Origin of the sequence: Pseudorhodoferax sp. Leaf274 (assembly GCF_001422445.1) — a bacterium.
Classification (GTDB): domain Bacteria; phylum Pseudomonadota; class Gammaproteobacteria; order Burkholderiales; family Burkholderiaceae_C; genus Pseudorhodoferax.
This window is the reverse complement of sequence record NZ_LMNA01000028.1, coordinates 59,317-71,890: the sequence shown is the minus strand read 5'-3', so window position 1 is coordinate 71,890 and position 12,574 is coordinate 59,317. Positions and strand designations below refer to the sequence as shown.

Below are 12,574 nucleotides of genomic sequence, written 5' to 3'. Positions count from 1 at the left end.
CGCCGATTCTGCGCAGCACCGGCCTGCGGCGACCAGCCGGCATGCGCGCAGCCGGGCTCAGGCCATGCCTGAACCGCGGCGCCACCGGCGTGGTAGCGTGCCGCCATGCGCTTCGACCTCACCGACCTGCGCCTGTTCACCCACATCCACCAGGCCGGCACCATCACCGGTGGCGCCCAGGCCAGCCACATGACGCTGGCCTCGGCCAGCGAGCGCATCCGCGCGATGGAGGATTCGCTGGGCGTGCCGCTGCTGCAGCGCCAGCCGCGCGGCGTGCAGCCCACGCCTGCCGGGCGCAGCCTGCTGCAGCACGCGCGCCAGGTGCTGCTGCAGGTCGAGCGCCTGCAGGCCGACCTGGGCCACTACGGCGCCGGCCTGCAGGGCCAGGTGCGCCTGCTGTGCAACACCTCGGCCATGGCCGAGCACCTGCCGCGCGTGCTGGCCGCCTTCCTGTCGGAGCACCCCGGCATCTCGGTCGACCTGGAGGAGCGGCCCAGCGAGGACATCGCCGACGCGCTGCGCAACGACCTGTGCGATGTCGGCCTGGCCTCGGACGCGGCCGACCTGGCCGGGCTGCAGGTGCACGCGCTGTGGGCAGATCCGCTGGTGCTCGTGGTGCCGCGCGGCCACGCCTGGGCCGGCCGCGCCGGCGTCACGCTGGCCGAGGTGGCCGATGCACCGCTGGTCGGCCTGGCCGAGCACAGCGCCTTCCACGCGCACCTGGCGCAGCACGCCCGGCGCATCGGCAGGCGCCTGGCCTACCGGGTGCGGCTGCGCAGCTTCGAGTCGGTCTGCCGCCTGGTGGGCGCCGGCATCGGCGTGGGCATCGTGCCGCGCACCGTGGCGCTGCGCTGCGCGCGCCAGGCCGGCGTGCAGCGCGTGGCGCTGGCCGAGCCCTGGGCGGCGCGCCAGCTGGTGCTGTGCCTGCGCGAGGGCCACGCGCTGGGCCCGGCGGCGCAGCTGTTCGTGCAGCACCTGCTGGGCAGTTGCGCCCCCGGCGCGGTCAGCGCGGCGCCATCCCGGCCGCGTCGGCCACGCGCCTGAAGCGCTCGTACTCGCGCCGCTGGAAATCTCCCAGCGCACCCAGCGCCATCATCATCGGCGTGCCGGGCCGGCTGGCGTTGCGCGCCACGACGGCGGGCGCCACCAAGGCCGCGCCGACGGCGTCGGCCAGTTTCCTCGCGATGTCCACCGGCGTGCCGGCGCGCACGAACAGCGACGACCACACGTAGGTCTCGAACTCCGGGTAGCCCAGCTCGGCCATGGTCGGCATGTCGGGCATCTGGCGCTCGCGCTCGGCGCCGCCGGTGGCCACGCCGCGCAGCTTGGCGGTGCGCACCAGTTCCATCGCGCTGGTCGGGTCGCTGATGGCGAAATCGAGCCGGCCGCCGACCAGGTCCACCAGCATCGGCGACGGGCCCTTGTAGGGCACGTGCACCACCGGCACCTGCTCCAGCGTGCCGATCCAGGCGGCCAGCAGCTGGTAGCCCTCGGAGTAGTTGCCGATGGACAGCGCCCTGCCCTCCCTCTTCGCGCGCAGCAGCATCTCCTTGAGCGGCACCGCGCCCGAGGACAGCGGCGCCGAGACCACCGGCGCGCTGTTGACCAGGCCGTGGATGGGCTGCAGGTCCTTGAACGCGTCGTAAGGCAGGTCCTTGCGCATGACCGGGTTCACGGCCGCGAGCGAATTGGTCGCCACCAGCATGGTGTAGCCGTCGGCCGGCGCAGCCAGCAAGGCGTTGATGGCCACCAGGCCGCTGGCGCCGGGCTTGTTCTCCACCACGATGGGCACGCCCAGCAGCTTGTGCATCTCGTCGGCGTAAGAGCGCGAGCTTTCGTCCGTGCCGCCGCCGGCCGAGAACGGCAGGATCATGCGGATCGGCTTGTCGGGAAAGCCGGCGGCGCGCAGCTGCAGCGCGGCCAGGCCCGCACCCAGTGCCACGGCCTGGGCCATGCGTCGGCGTGTGAACACCATGGCGTCGTCCTTCCTCATTGGGGCCGCACGCCGGCCGCCTCGGCGATCTTGCGGAATCGCTCGATCTCCGACAGGTGGAAGGCGCGCATCCGCTCGGGTCCGTAGGCCATGAGTTCGGCGCCGCTCCTGCGCACGAAGTCGCGCGCGCCGGGCGCGCCCAGCGCCGTCTGCAGCGCGCTGGCGAGCCGCGCCGTCACGTCGTCGGGCGTCTGCGTGCGCACGTAGAACGAGACCCAGCTGTACTGCACGTACTCGTCGAAGCCGCGCTCGCGCACCGTGGGCACATCGGGCAGGTCGGCGTTGCGCGCCTCGCCGGTCACGGCCAGCGCGCGCACCTTGCCGCCCTTGATCAGCGGCATCGCGCCGCCCAGGTCGACCAGCGCGAAGTCCAGCTGGTTGCCGATCACGTCCGTCATGATCGGCGCCTGGCCCTTGTAGGGCACGTTGGTGAACCGGGCGCCCGAGACGCTGGACAGCCACGACGCAGCCAGCTCGTAGCCGGCCGAATAGGTGCCCACGTTGAGCGCGCGCTGGCGGCCCGCGGCCAGCAGCGCGTCGATGTCGGCGAACTGCGCGTCGTTGGACACCACGATCACGTTCATGCCGCGCGTGAGGCCGGACACCGGCTTGTAGTCCTTCACCGAGTCGTAGCCCAGGTCCTTGACCACCAGCGGGTTCACCGCCATGGGTGAATTGCTGGCCAGCAGCACCGTGTAGCCATCGGCCGGCGCGTTCTTGACGGCCTGCAGCGCAATGATGCCGTTGGCCCCGGGCTTGTTCTCCACCACCACCGGCTGGCTGAGCAGCGTGGCGATCTGGTCGCCGAAGTAGCGCGAGGAATTGTCCGAACCGCTGCCCGCGGTGAACGGCACCACGATCCTGATCGGCCGGTTCGGGTACGGCGCGGGCTGCGCGGCGGCCAGGCCGGCCGCCCAGCCCAGCAGGGCGGCGGCGCAGACCTGTCTTCTCATTGGCTTCACGTTGTCTCCTTTTGGCTGGAATTCGCGTGTCAATAATACATCCATGGTTTAATAAAAACACATTCATGTTTTTATGGACTGAGGAGACGGGCAAATGCTGGATTTCGCGACGGATGAGGCACTGGAGCTGGTGCTGGAGACCGCCCGGCGCTTCGCGCAGGAGCGGCTGGCACCGCAGCAACGCGCCTTCGAATCGGCGCTTGGTGTGCCGCCGCAGCTGCAGCGCGAGGCCGCCGCCATCGGTTTCGAGCGCATCGACTGGCCCGACTCGTGCGGCGGGGCCGCCATGGGGGCGCTGGCACGGGTGCGCATGCTGGAGGCGCTGGCTACCGGCTGCCCGGCCGCGGCGCTGGCGCTGCAGCCCATGGGCAGCGTGGCGCACGCGCTGCTGGCGTTCGGCGGCCCGCAGCTGCTGGATGCGCATGCGCAGCGCCTGTCCGCCACGCCGGACGCGCGCGCCTGCCTGGTGTTCGACGCGCGCGGCGCGCTGCAACGCCACGGCAACACCCTGAGCGGCGAGCTGGCCTGGGTGCCCAGCGCCCGCATCGACCTGCTGGCCGTGCTCACGCGCGACGGCCTGGTGCTGGTCGACGAGGGACTGGCGCTCACCGCGGTCGCCGGCAGCGGGCTGCGCGGCGCGGGCGCCAGCGCGGTCCGCCTGCAGGCCGCGCCCGTGCGTGCGCACTGGACCGACCGCACCGCCGCCGCGCGCGCACTGGCCCATGCGCGCCTGCACGTGGCGGCATTGCTGGTCGGCCAGATGCATGCGGCGGCCGAGTACGCGCGCCACTACGCGCTGGAGCGCGTGGCCTTCGGCCGGCCCATCGCACACCACCAGGCGCTGGCCTTCCTGATCGCCGACATGCACATCGCCGTCGATGCCGCGCGCCAGGTGGCGTACGAGGCCGCCTGGCGTCTCGACGCCGATGCGCAGGACACGGCCGCCGCCGCCACGGCCTTCGTCGAGGCCGCCGAATCCGCGCTGTTCATCGGCGCCAACGCGGTGCAGATCCTGGGCGGCGCCGGCTTCATGCGCGACGTGCCGGTGGAAAAGCACCTGCGCGAGCTGCGCGCGCTGGGCCTTCTGCTGGGCGGCGCCGACGCGGCACGCGACGACGCCGTGGCTGAAGGCGCCCTGCCGCCATTCCTCAAGACCGCAGCCCTGGAGCACTGAACATGGACTTCGCCATCACCACCGACCAGGCCGCCAGGATCGCGCGATTGCGCCAGCTCGGCCGCGAGCAGATGCGGCCCGCTGGCTGGCGCGCCGACCGCGCCGGCGCACCGCTGCCGGCCGACGACCCGTTCTTCACCCGCATGCTGGCCGAGGGCTTCGGCCGCACGCGCTGGCGCCCCCCGGGCGGGGCAGACGGCACCGGCAGTGCGGCCACGGCGCCGAACAAGGCCGAGTCCGCCGTCACCCAGGTGCTGCTGGCCGAGGAAGGCGCCTACTGGGACCGCGGCATCGGCGTGGCGCTGCCCGGCCCCGGCCTGGGCGAGCCGGCCATCCTGTCGATGGGCACGCCCGAACAGCAGCAGCGCTTCCTCGCGCCCTTCGTCGATCCCGCCAAGCCGATCTGGGGCGCCTTCGCGATGACCGAGCCCTCGGGCGGCTCGGACGTGGCCAACATCAAGACGCGTGCGCGCCGCGATGGCGACGGCTGGGTCATCGACGGCGCCAAGTCGTTCTCGGGCAACGCCGGCCGGGCCGAATGGATCGTGGTGTTCGCCACCGTCGATCCGGCGCTGGGCCGCGCCGGCCACCGCGCCTTCGTGGTCGAACGCGGCACGCCCGGGCTCGCGGATTTCCGCACCGAGAAGAAGATGGGACTGAAGGCCTACGAGTCCACCTCGTTCTTCCTGAGCGGCTGCCGCGTGCCGCATGCCAACCTGCTCGGCGGCGAGGACTACTACAGGCAGCGCTCCGGCGGCTTCAAGGGCGCGATGAACACCTTCAACGCCGGCCGGCCGGCGATCGCGGGCATGGCGGTGGGCATCGGCCGCGCGGCGCTCGACGAAGCCGCGCAGGCGATGCAGGCGCAAGGCCTGTGGTCCGACCAGCGCCTGCGCGACCGGCTGGAACGCCACCGCCGCAAGCTCAAGGGCGCGCTGCTGCTGGCGCTCAAGGCCGCCTGGCTGGCCGACCAGCGCCAGCCCAACATGCTGGAGGCCTCGGCCGCCAAGGCCATGGCGCCGCCGGCCGCATTCGACGCCACTGCCTTCGCGATGGAGGTGCTGGGCCTGGCCGGCGGCGCCGGCGAGCACCTGGTCGAAAAGCTGTTCCGCGACGTCAAGGCGCTGGACATCGTCGAAGGCACGGGCCAGATCCAGCGCGTGGTGATGAGCCGCCACCTCGTCGGGCTCCCGAATTGATCTCCAAGATGACCACCGATCCCACCACCCCCACCGGCCCGCTGCAGGGCATCCGCGTGCTCGACCTCACGGCCGTGGTGCTCGGCCCGCTGGCCACGCTGACGCTGGCCGACTACGGTGCCGACGTGATCAAGGTCGAGCCGCCGGAGGGCGACATGATGCGTGCCAACGGCATCTCGCAGCACCCGGGCATGGGTTCGATCTTCCTGGCCGTGAACCGCAACAAGCGCTCCATCGCGCTGGACCTCAAGACGCCCCAGGGCCTGGCGGCGCTGCAGGCCCTGGTGCCCACCGTCGACGTGCTGGTGCACAACATGCGCGTGGCCGCCATCGAGCGGCTGGGCCTGGGCTACGCGGCCGTGGCGGCGCTGAACCCCGGCATCGTCTACTGCGCGGCCGTGGGCTTCGGCCAGGACGGGCCGCACCGCGACAAGCCGGCCTTCGACGACATCATCCAGGCCGGCTGCGGCCTGGCCAGCCTGGGCGCGGGCGGTGGCGACACACCGGCCTACACCGCCAGCCTGATCGCGGACAAGACCACCGGCCTGGTGGTGGCCAACGCCGTCATGGCCGCGCTGTTGCACAAGAGCCGCAGCGGCCAGGGCCAGTACGTGGAGGTGCCCATGCTGGAGACCATGGCCGCCTTCGTGTTGGCCGAGCACATGGGCGGGCTGACCTTCCGCGGATCGCACGTCAAGGCCGGCTATCCGCGCCTGCTGGAGGGCGGGCGCCAGCCCGCGCCCACGCGCGACGGCTGGATCAGCATGCTGCCCTACACCGAGCGCCACTGGGCCGCCTTCTTCCTGGAGGTGGACCGGCCCGACCTGGCGGAGAAATACGGCATCCGCGACCGGCACGCGCGCAATGCCCAGGTGCGCGCGCTGTACGCGCAGCTGCGCGCGCTGACGCCCCTGCGCAGCACGGCCGACTGGATGGCCCTGTGCGAGCGCCTGGACATCCCGGCCACGCCGATCTACACGCTGGACGAGCTGCCCGCGCACCCGCAGCTGCAGGCCGTCGGCCTGTTCGAGGACGCCGAGCACCCCACCGAGGGCCCGGTCCGCCAGCTGCGCCCGACCACGCGCTTCGCCGCCACGCCCACGCGCGTGTACCGCCAGGCGCCGACCATCGGCCAGCACACGGCCGAGGTGCTGCGCGAGGCGGGCCTGGCGCCCGAGGCCATCGCCGCGCTGGCCGGGCCCGGGCCCGGCCCCGGGCTGCAGTAGCATGGCCGCCGTTTGGCTGGACGACCGTGTCGAGATGCCGACGGTGGACAACAACGGGGCAGGCATGGAGCAATCGGTCATCAAGACGGCGGGACGCGTGTTCGAGGTCCTGGAGTACCTGCGCGAGGTGCGCCGGCCGGTGACGGTGCGCGAGATCTCCGAGAAGCTGGCCTACCCGCTGTCCAGCGCCCAGGTGCTGCTCAAGAGCATCGCCACGCTGGGCTACCTGCGCTACGACTCCGCGCTGCGCGCCTACCTGGCGACACCGCGGCTGGCCTCGATCGGCGACTGGGTCATGGACACCATGTTCCAGGGCGGCCGCGTGCTGGATTCGCTGGCCGAGATCGCGCGCAAGACCGGCTTCACCGCCATCCTGGGCGTGGAGAACGACATCTACGCGCAGTACGTGCACGTGATCCTGGGCACGCGTGCCGTGCAGTTCAACGTGCAGCCCGGCACGCGCCGGCTGCTGTGCATGTCGGGCATGGGCTGGGCCCTGCTGGCCGCCGGCAGCGACGAGCACATGGCGCGCGCAGTGCACCGCAGCAACCTGCGGCTGCAGCCCGGCGGGCAGACCATCGATGCGGACTTCGTGATGGCGCGCGTCGAGGAGACGCGGCGCCAGGGCTACGCCTTCTCCAGGGGCGTGGTGACCGAGGGCATCGGCATCGTCGCGGTCGCGGCGCCGGCCGGTTCGGCCGGTGCCAGCTTCGCCGTGGGCGTGGGCGGCCTGATCACCCAGCTCGAACGCACGGTCGACGAGGTCGTGCCGCAGCTGCGCGCGCTGCTGGTCGACCCGAACCACCATGCCTGAGCCGCACCACCCCACCGGGCCGGCGCATCGGCGACGACGCGGCGCTGGCCATGGGCCTGGTCGATGTGCCGGTGCCGCAGGACCCGGTGCGCGCCGAGGCCGTGAAGCTGGCCCGGCTCGAGAGTTCCATTCATCCCATCGCATTCATGTTTTGGCCGATACGCAAGCAGTGGTTCACGTTCGTGCTTCTGTGCTGCACCTTCAGTGCATGGGCAGGCGGCTTGTCCGCCTGGAAAGAGGTGGTGCCTGGAGGGTACGAACTGTCGCACGATGGCGGGGACCATCGCGTGGTGACGCTGGATGGTTTGGCATTCACCTCGTTCTATCTTTACCGCGGTGCCCTGGTCGCGCAATACGATCCCGCGACGGCGACAAGCGAACGTCAGCCGGCCGATGAAAAGAGCTACTACATCGTCCGTGGCGACCAGGCCATCGCGTTTTCAGATGCCGAAGATTTCCAGGCGGAGCTGGAGAAGTCTCATCTTGTGCCCGTTCTGACGCGCTGGCACGACCATGAATTTGGCCTGCGGTTCTGGTCGCTCCTGCTCTTGTTCATGCTGCCCCTTCCGCTGCTCCTGCCTGTTGCGTGGGCGCTGTGCCTGTTGAGTCTGTTGACGCCGTGGCAGTGGCGGCGCCGCGCCCGACTGTGGTTCGTCCTGGGATACGCGTCAGTGAGCGGCGGCCTGTTTTTGCTGCTTAATTTTCCGCAGAGTATCTAGTTCGGCCAGAGCAAACCACAAGCTGCGGCAGTCAGCGCGGCGCCATCGCCGCAGCATCGGCCGCCTGCCTGGCCTGCCGCGGCACCGCCGTGCCACGCGCCGTGGCGGCACTGCCCATCGAGGCCGCCATGATCAGCCCGATCGCCGCCCACTGCCCCACGCTGAGCCGCTCGCCCAGCAGGCCCAGCGCCACCAGGGCGGCCACGGCCGGCTCCATGCTGATCATGATGCCGAAGGCCTGCTTCGGCAGCCGCTGCAGCGCCAGCATCTCCAGCGAGATCGGCACCGCGCTGGACAGGATGGCCACGCACAGGCCGATGCCCAGCACCGGCAACGAGAGCAGCGCCGCACCCGCATGCGCCACGCCCACCGGCAGCACCACCAGCGCGGCCACGGCCAGGCCCATGGACACCGACAGGCCCGCCGGCACATGGCCCACGCGCTTGCCGAAGACGATGTAGGTGGCCCAGCACACGGCCGCCAGCAGCGCGAAGCCCACGCCCACCGGGTCGAGCGTGGCGACGCCGTGCCCCAGCGGCAGCAGCAATGCGAGGCCGGCCACGGCCAGCAGCACCCAGACGAAGTCGACCGGCCGGCGCGAGCCGTACAGCGCCACCGCCAGCGGGCCCGAGAACTCGATGGCCACGGCCACGCCGAAGGGCAAGGTGCGCAGCGACATGTAGAACGCCAGGTTCATGATGCCCAGCGCCGCGCCGTAGCAGGCGATCACGCGCAGGTCGGCGCGGCCGGGCAGGCGCCGCCAGGGCCGCCACAACAGCAGCAGCACCACGGCCGACAGGCCCACGCGCACGGCCGTCGTGCCCTGTGCGCCGACCAGCGGGAACAGGGCGATCTTGGCCCAGGAGGTGCCGATGCCCAGGAAGCCGACGGCGCCCAGGATGGCCAGGAAGGGAAACCAGAGGGAGGTGCCGGCAAGGCTGCGTTGGGACGACATTGGAGAGAATGTATTGCGCCGAGCGGCTCGTTTTGGCTCGGACGGGCGAGGCGGACTACCTGCTGGTCGTCACCGTGGCCTCGATGGCCGACTACGACGCGCTGGCCGACCGCCTGCTGCGCGGCGACGAGAACGTGCGGCGCTTTCGCACCTCCGTGGCGCTGGGTTGCCTCAAGCTCGGCCTGCAGGTGCCCGTGCGCGCGGGTTGACGCGCCGGCAAGCTCAAGCCGGCCGGTAGGTCGACAGCGCGAACGGCAACTGGTTCGGCCGGCGGTTGTCCTCAGCCCACTCGGCCACGCGCTCGGCCGTCATCGGCTTGGCGAACAGGTAGCCCTGCAGGTCGTCGCACTGCAGGTGCGTCAGCACGTCCCGCTGGGCGGCGGTTTCCACCCCTTCGGCCACCACCTTGAGGCCCAGCGCATGGGCCAGCCGGATCACGGCCTCCACGATGGCCCGCGCGTCGGCGCTGGACTCCAGGTCCTGCACGAAGGAGCGGTCGATCTTGAGCTCGCCCACCTGCAGCTGGCGCAGGTAGGACAGGCTGGAATAGCCCGTGCCGAAGTCGTCGATCGACAGCTGCACGCCGATGCCGCTCAGCGCCTCGAAGGCCTTGAGCGTGCCCTCGGCATCGTCCATCGCGACCGACTCGGTGATCTCGAAGGTCAGCAGCGCGGGGTCGATGCCGGCGCGCGCGATGATGGCCGCCACGCGCCGCACGAAATCCTCCTGGCGCAGCTGGTGCACCGACAGGTTGATCGCCACGCGCAGGCGCAGGCCCTGCTGCTGCCAGGCCGCGACCTGGCGGCAGGCCTCCTCGACGACCCAGTTGCCGACCGCGGAGATGAGGCCGAAACGCTCTGCCACCGGGATGAACAGCGCCGGGCCCAGCAGGCCGCGCGCCGGGTGGTGCCAGCGCACCAGCGCCTCCACGCCGGTGATGACCGCGCGGCCCGCGCTGACCTTGGGCTGGTAGTGCAGCGCCAGTTCGCCGCGCTCGATGGCCAGCCGCAGGTCGCGCTGCAGCGCGATCTGCTCGCGCACGCCGGCGTTCATGTGCGCCTCGAAGAAGGCGTAGGACGCGCCACCGGCACGCTTGGCCGCGTACATCGCCGCGTCGGCATGCGCCATGAGTTCGGCGTCCGGGCCGTCGGAGGGGAACAGCGCGATGCCGATCGAGCACGACAGCCGCACCTCGTGCCCGCCCTGCTCCATCGGCATGCTGACCACGTCGATCAGCCGCTGGGCCGTCTGGGCGATGGCCGCCGAATCGCAGCAGCCCTCCAGCAGCAGCACGAACTCGTCGCCCCCCACACGCGCCACCGTGTCGGAGGCGCGCAGCCCGATCGCCAGGCGGCGCCCGACCTCCTGCAGCACCGCGTCGCCGACGCGGTGGCCGAAGGAGTCGTTGACGGGCTTGAAGCCGTCCAGGTCGATGAACAGCAGCGCCAGGCTGGTGCTGTCGCGCCGGCAGCGCTCCACCGCGGACGTGACGCGGTCGTCGAACAGCAGGCGGTTGGGCAGGCCGGTCAACGCGTCGCGGAAGGCGATCTGCTGCAGCTCGGCGTTGGCGGCCTTCAGGGACACCGCCAGCTTCTCGGTCTTGCCCTGCATGCGGGCGTCCAGCAGCGAGGTGGACATGGCCATGCTCAGCAGCAGGGTGGCGGCCACGGTGACCAGCACGCCCAGGCTGTCGCCGCGCAGCTGGTTGGCGGTCAGGCACACGCTGCCGGTGGAGAACTCCGCGGCGGCCATGCCGGTGTAGTGCATGCCGCTGATCGCCGCGCCCATCACCAGCGCGGCCAGCACCTGCCGGTTGCGCGCGGCCACGCCGCGGTAACCGCGCAGCGCGAAGAAGATGACCAGCGCCGCGGCGGACGCCACCACGGCGATGGCGGCCGACGCCAGCACCAGCAGCCCATCCCACTGGATGCCCGGCGTCAGCTCCAGCGAGGCCATGCCCAGGTAGTGCATGGCGCAGATGCCGGCGCCCATGGCCAGCGCACCGCGGCACAGCCGCACCAGGTTCAGCCGGGCCAGGCTGGCCGTGTGCAGCGCCACGCCCGACACGACCACCGCCGCCACCCACGACAGCGCGGTGATGGCATAGCCGTAGCCCACCTCGAACGGCAGCGTGGCGGCCAGCATGCCGACGAAGTGCATGGACCAGATGCCCGTGCCCATGGCGAGCGAACCGCCGACCCACCAGGCCCGGGCGATGGTGCGGTCGGTCGCGCGCACGCGCTGCGCCAGGTCCAGCGCGACGAAGGAGGCATAGCTGGCGATCAGGAACGACAGCGCCACGACCCAGTGGTTGTAGCTGACCTCGGCGAAGGATGCGGGCATGGCGCGGGAACTCCGGTGGGCCGCGTGGACCGCACCCGGGAGGCGGGCGCTGTGCGGCGAAGTGCCAAATTCTCCCGCCAGGCCGGCACGCAATTGTTGAGCAAGCATGGCGTTCCCCGAAGGCCTGGCCGTGCCCGCCGGCGCTGGCGGACCGGTCGCGCACCGGCCGCGCCGTTCAATCCACGCGCGCGCCCGAGTCCTTGACCACCTTGGCCCAGCGCGTGAGTTCGGCATCGATGTGCGCGCCCAGCGCGGCCGGGGTGGAGCCCACCAGCTGGTAGCCGCTGGCCTCCAGCTGCGCGCGGGTCTCGGGCTGCGCCACGACGGCGGCGATCTCGCGGCTCAGCCGCTCGGTGATCTCGGCCGGCGTGCCGGCCGGTGCCAGGATGGCGTACCAGCCGTTCACGACGAAGTTGGGCACGCCCAGCTCCTGCATGGTCGGCACGTCCGGCAGCATGGGCATGCGGCGGTCGCCGGTCACGGCCAGCGGATGCAGCTTGCCGGCCTTCACATGCGGCAGCGAGGTCGAGGCGCTGTCGAAGGCCAGGTTCACCTCGCCGCCCAGCAGCGCGTTGACCATGGGCGCGCTGCCCTTGTAGGGCACGTGCGTCATCTTCACGCCGGCCGCCGTGCTGAAGTACTCGGCCGCCAGGTGGCTGGTGTTGCCGTTGCCGGCCGAGGCGAAGGTGATCTTGCCCGGGTTGGCCTTGGCCTCGGCGATGAGCTCGGGCACCGTGCGCGCCTTCAGCGAGCTGCTGCCCGTGACCAGCAGCGGCAGGTTGGCCACCAGCGAGACCGGCGCGAAGTCCTTGCGCGTGTCGTAGGGCAGCTTGGGGTACAGGCTCGCGTTGATGGCGTGCGCGGCCAGCACCATGATGAAGGTATGGCCGTCGGGCTTGGCGCGCGCGGCGTACTGCGAGGCCAGCGTGCCGCCCGCGCCGGGCTTGTACTCCAGCACCACGGGCTGGCCCAGGCGTTCCTGCAGCTTGATCGACAGCGGCCGGGCCACGAGGTCGGCGCTGCCGCCGGGCGGGTACGGGATGACGAGCTGGACCGGCCGGTCGGGCCAGGCCTGCGCGAATGCGGACGGGCCGGCCATGGCGCACAAGGCCGCGCCCGCGGCGGCGAGCCATCCGCGGCGAACGAACCCGAGGCGCAAGAACCGGGGGCGGGAAAACCGGGTGTGGGA

Annotated in this window: 12 protein-coding genes; 7 read left to right on the top strand and 5 right to left on the bottom strand. The window is 71.7% G+C overall.

Annotated features, from left to right (window positions below):
- Positions 1–105 precede the first annotated feature (105 nt).
- Positions 106–1,044, top strand: coding sequence for a LysR family transcriptional regulator (locus tag ASF44_RS24205; RefSeq protein WP_056901825.1), 939 nt, complete (start codon positions 106–108; stop codon positions 1,042–1,044).
- Here ASF44_RS24205 and ASF44_RS24200 read toward each other — a convergent pair.
- Both ASF44_RS24200 and ASF44_RS24195 read right to left on the bottom strand, forming a co-directional pair.
- On the bottom strand, positions 1,004–1,975 hold the full coding sequence (locus ASF44_RS24200; RefSeq protein ID WP_056901824.1) for a tripartite tricarboxylate transporter substrate binding protein: 972 nt from the start codon (positions 1,973–1,975) through the stop codon (positions 1,004–1,006). The genes ASF44_RS24205 and ASF44_RS24200 overlap by 41 nt on opposite strands.
- A gap of 14 nt (positions 1,976–1,989) precedes the next feature.
- Positions 1,990–2,946, bottom strand: a complete 957-nt coding sequence (locus ASF44_RS24195; protein ID WP_056901823.1) for a tripartite tricarboxylate transporter substrate binding protein — start codon at positions 2,944–2,946, stop codon at positions 1,990–1,992.
- A 103-nt stretch (positions 2,947–3,049) separates the two neighbouring features.
- On the opposite strand from ASF44_RS24195, the gene ASF44_RS24190 reads away from it, so the two are divergent.
- From ASF44_RS24190 to ASF44_RS24170, 5 genes are read left to right on the top strand one after another with little or no spacing between them, the layout of a single operon-like run.
- The gene (locus tag ASF44_RS24190) at positions 3,050–4,129 is read left to right on the top strand and encodes an acyl-CoA dehydrogenase family protein (RefSeq protein ID WP_056901822.1); all 1,080 of its coding nucleotides are present in this window, start codon (positions 3,050–3,052) and stop codon (positions 4,127–4,129) included.
- Positions 4,130–4,131: 2 nt separating this feature from the next.
- Complete coding sequence (locus ASF44_RS24185; protein ID WP_056901821.1) at positions 4,132–5,328, top strand: acyl-CoA dehydrogenase family protein; 1,197 nt, start codon at positions 4,132–4,134, stop codon at positions 5,326–5,328.
- An 8-nt stretch (positions 5,329–5,336) separates the two neighbouring features.
- A complete protein-coding gene (locus tag ASF44_RS24180; protein WP_056902032.1) occupies positions 5,337–6,554 on the top strand; it encodes a CaiB/BaiF CoA-transferase family protein in 1,218 nt (405 codons plus the stop codon).
- A gap of 1 nt (position 6,555) precedes the next feature.
- Positions 6,556–7,368 (top strand): IclR family transcriptional regulator, encoded by an 813-nt coding sequence (locus ASF44_RS24175; protein ID WP_056901820.1) that lies wholly within the window; start codon positions 6,556–6,558, stop codon positions 7,366–7,368.
- Between the two features lie 50 nt (positions 7,369–7,418).
- Positions 7,419–8,087, top strand: coding sequence for a hypothetical protein (locus ASF44_RS24170; RefSeq protein WP_056901819.1), 669 nt, complete (start codon positions 7,419–7,421; stop codon positions 8,085–8,087).
- Positions 8,088–8,118: 31 nt separating this feature from the next.
- On the opposite strand, the gene ASF44_RS24165 is transcribed toward ASF44_RS24170, so the two are convergent.
- Positions 8,119–9,042, bottom strand: coding sequence for a DMT family transporter (locus ASF44_RS24165; RefSeq protein WP_056901818.1), 924 nt, complete (start codon positions 9,040–9,042; stop codon positions 8,119–8,121).
- Between the two features lie 8 nt (positions 9,043–9,050).
- Here ASF44_RS24165 and ASF44_RS24160 point away from each other — a divergent pair, with 8 nt between their 5' ends.
- On the top strand, positions 9,051–9,251 hold the full coding sequence (locus tag ASF44_RS24160) for an Lrp/AsnC ligand binding domain-containing protein (RefSeq protein ID WP_235579333.1): 201 nt from the start codon (positions 9,051–9,053) through the stop codon (positions 9,249–9,251).
- A 13-nt stretch (positions 9,252–9,264) separates the two neighbouring features.
- Here the strand turns inward: ASF44_RS24160 and ASF44_RS24155 are convergent, their stop codons facing one another.
- Together ASF44_RS24155 and ASF44_RS24150 are read right to left on the bottom strand one after the other, a co-directional pair.
- Positions 9,265–11,385 carry a bifunctional diguanylate cyclase/phosphodiesterase gene (locus ASF44_RS24155; protein ID WP_056901817.1) on the bottom strand — a complete coding sequence of 707 codons (2,121 nt, stop codon included), beginning with the start codon at positions 11,383–11,385 and terminating at the stop codon, positions 9,265–9,267.
- A 175-nt stretch (positions 11,386–11,560) separates the two neighbouring features.
- The gene (locus tag ASF44_RS24150) at positions 11,561–12,484 is read right to left on the bottom strand and encodes a tripartite tricarboxylate transporter substrate binding protein (protein ID WP_156374657.1); all 924 of its coding nucleotides are present in this window, start codon (positions 12,482–12,484) and stop codon (positions 11,561–11,563) included.
- Between the last annotated feature and the right edge of the window lie 90 nt (positions 12,485–12,574).

Excerpts from the sequence above, each read along its gene's own strand:
- ASF44_RS24190 (WP_056901822.1), top strand. The coding sequence starts at position 3,050 with ATGCTGGATTTCGCGACGGATGAGGCACTGGAGCTGGTGCTGGAGACC.
- ASF44_RS24150 (WP_156374657.1), bottom strand. The coding sequence starts at position 12,484 with ATGGCCGGCCCGTCCGCATTCGCGCAGGCCTGGCCCGACCGGCCGGTC.
- ASF44_RS24205 (WP_056901825.1), top strand. The coding sequence starts at position 106 with ATGCGCTTCGACCTCACCGACCTGCGCCTGTTCACCCACATCCACCAG.
- ASF44_RS24185 (WP_056901821.1), top strand. The coding sequence starts at position 4,132 with ATGGACTTCGCCATCACCACCGACCAGGCCGCCAGGATCGCGCGATTG.
- ASF44_RS24175 (WP_056901820.1), top strand. The coding sequence starts at position 6,556 with ATGGCCGCCGTTTGGCTGGACGACCGTGTCGAGATGCCGACGGTGGAC.
- ASF44_RS24195 (WP_056901823.1), bottom strand. The coding sequence starts at position 2,946 with ATGAGAAGACAGGTCTGCGCCGCCGCCCTGCTGGGCTGGGCGGCCGGC.
- ASF44_RS24155 (WP_056901817.1), bottom strand. The coding sequence starts at position 11,385 with ATGCCCGCATCCTTCGCCGAGGTCAGCTACAACCACTGGGTCGTGGCG.
- ASF44_RS24165 (WP_056901818.1), bottom strand. The coding sequence starts at position 9,042 with ATGTCGTCCCAACGCAGCCTTGCCGGCACCTCCCTCTGGTTTCCCTTC.
- ASF44_RS24170 (WP_056901819.1), top strand. The coding sequence starts at position 7,419 with ATGGGCCTGGTCGATGTGCCGGTGCCGCAGGACCCGGTGCGCGCCGAG.
- ASF44_RS24160 (WP_235579333.1), top strand. The coding sequence starts at position 9,051 with ATGTATTGCGCCGAGCGGCTCGTTTTGGCTCGGACGGGCGAGGCGGAC.
- ASF44_RS24180 (WP_056902032.1), top strand. The coding sequence starts at position 5,337 with ATGACCACCGATCCCACCACCCCCACCGGCCCGCTGCAGGGCATCCGC.
- ASF44_RS24200 (WP_056901824.1), bottom strand. The coding sequence starts at position 1,975 with ATGGTGTTCACACGCCGACGCATGGCCCAGGCCGTGGCACTGGGTGCG.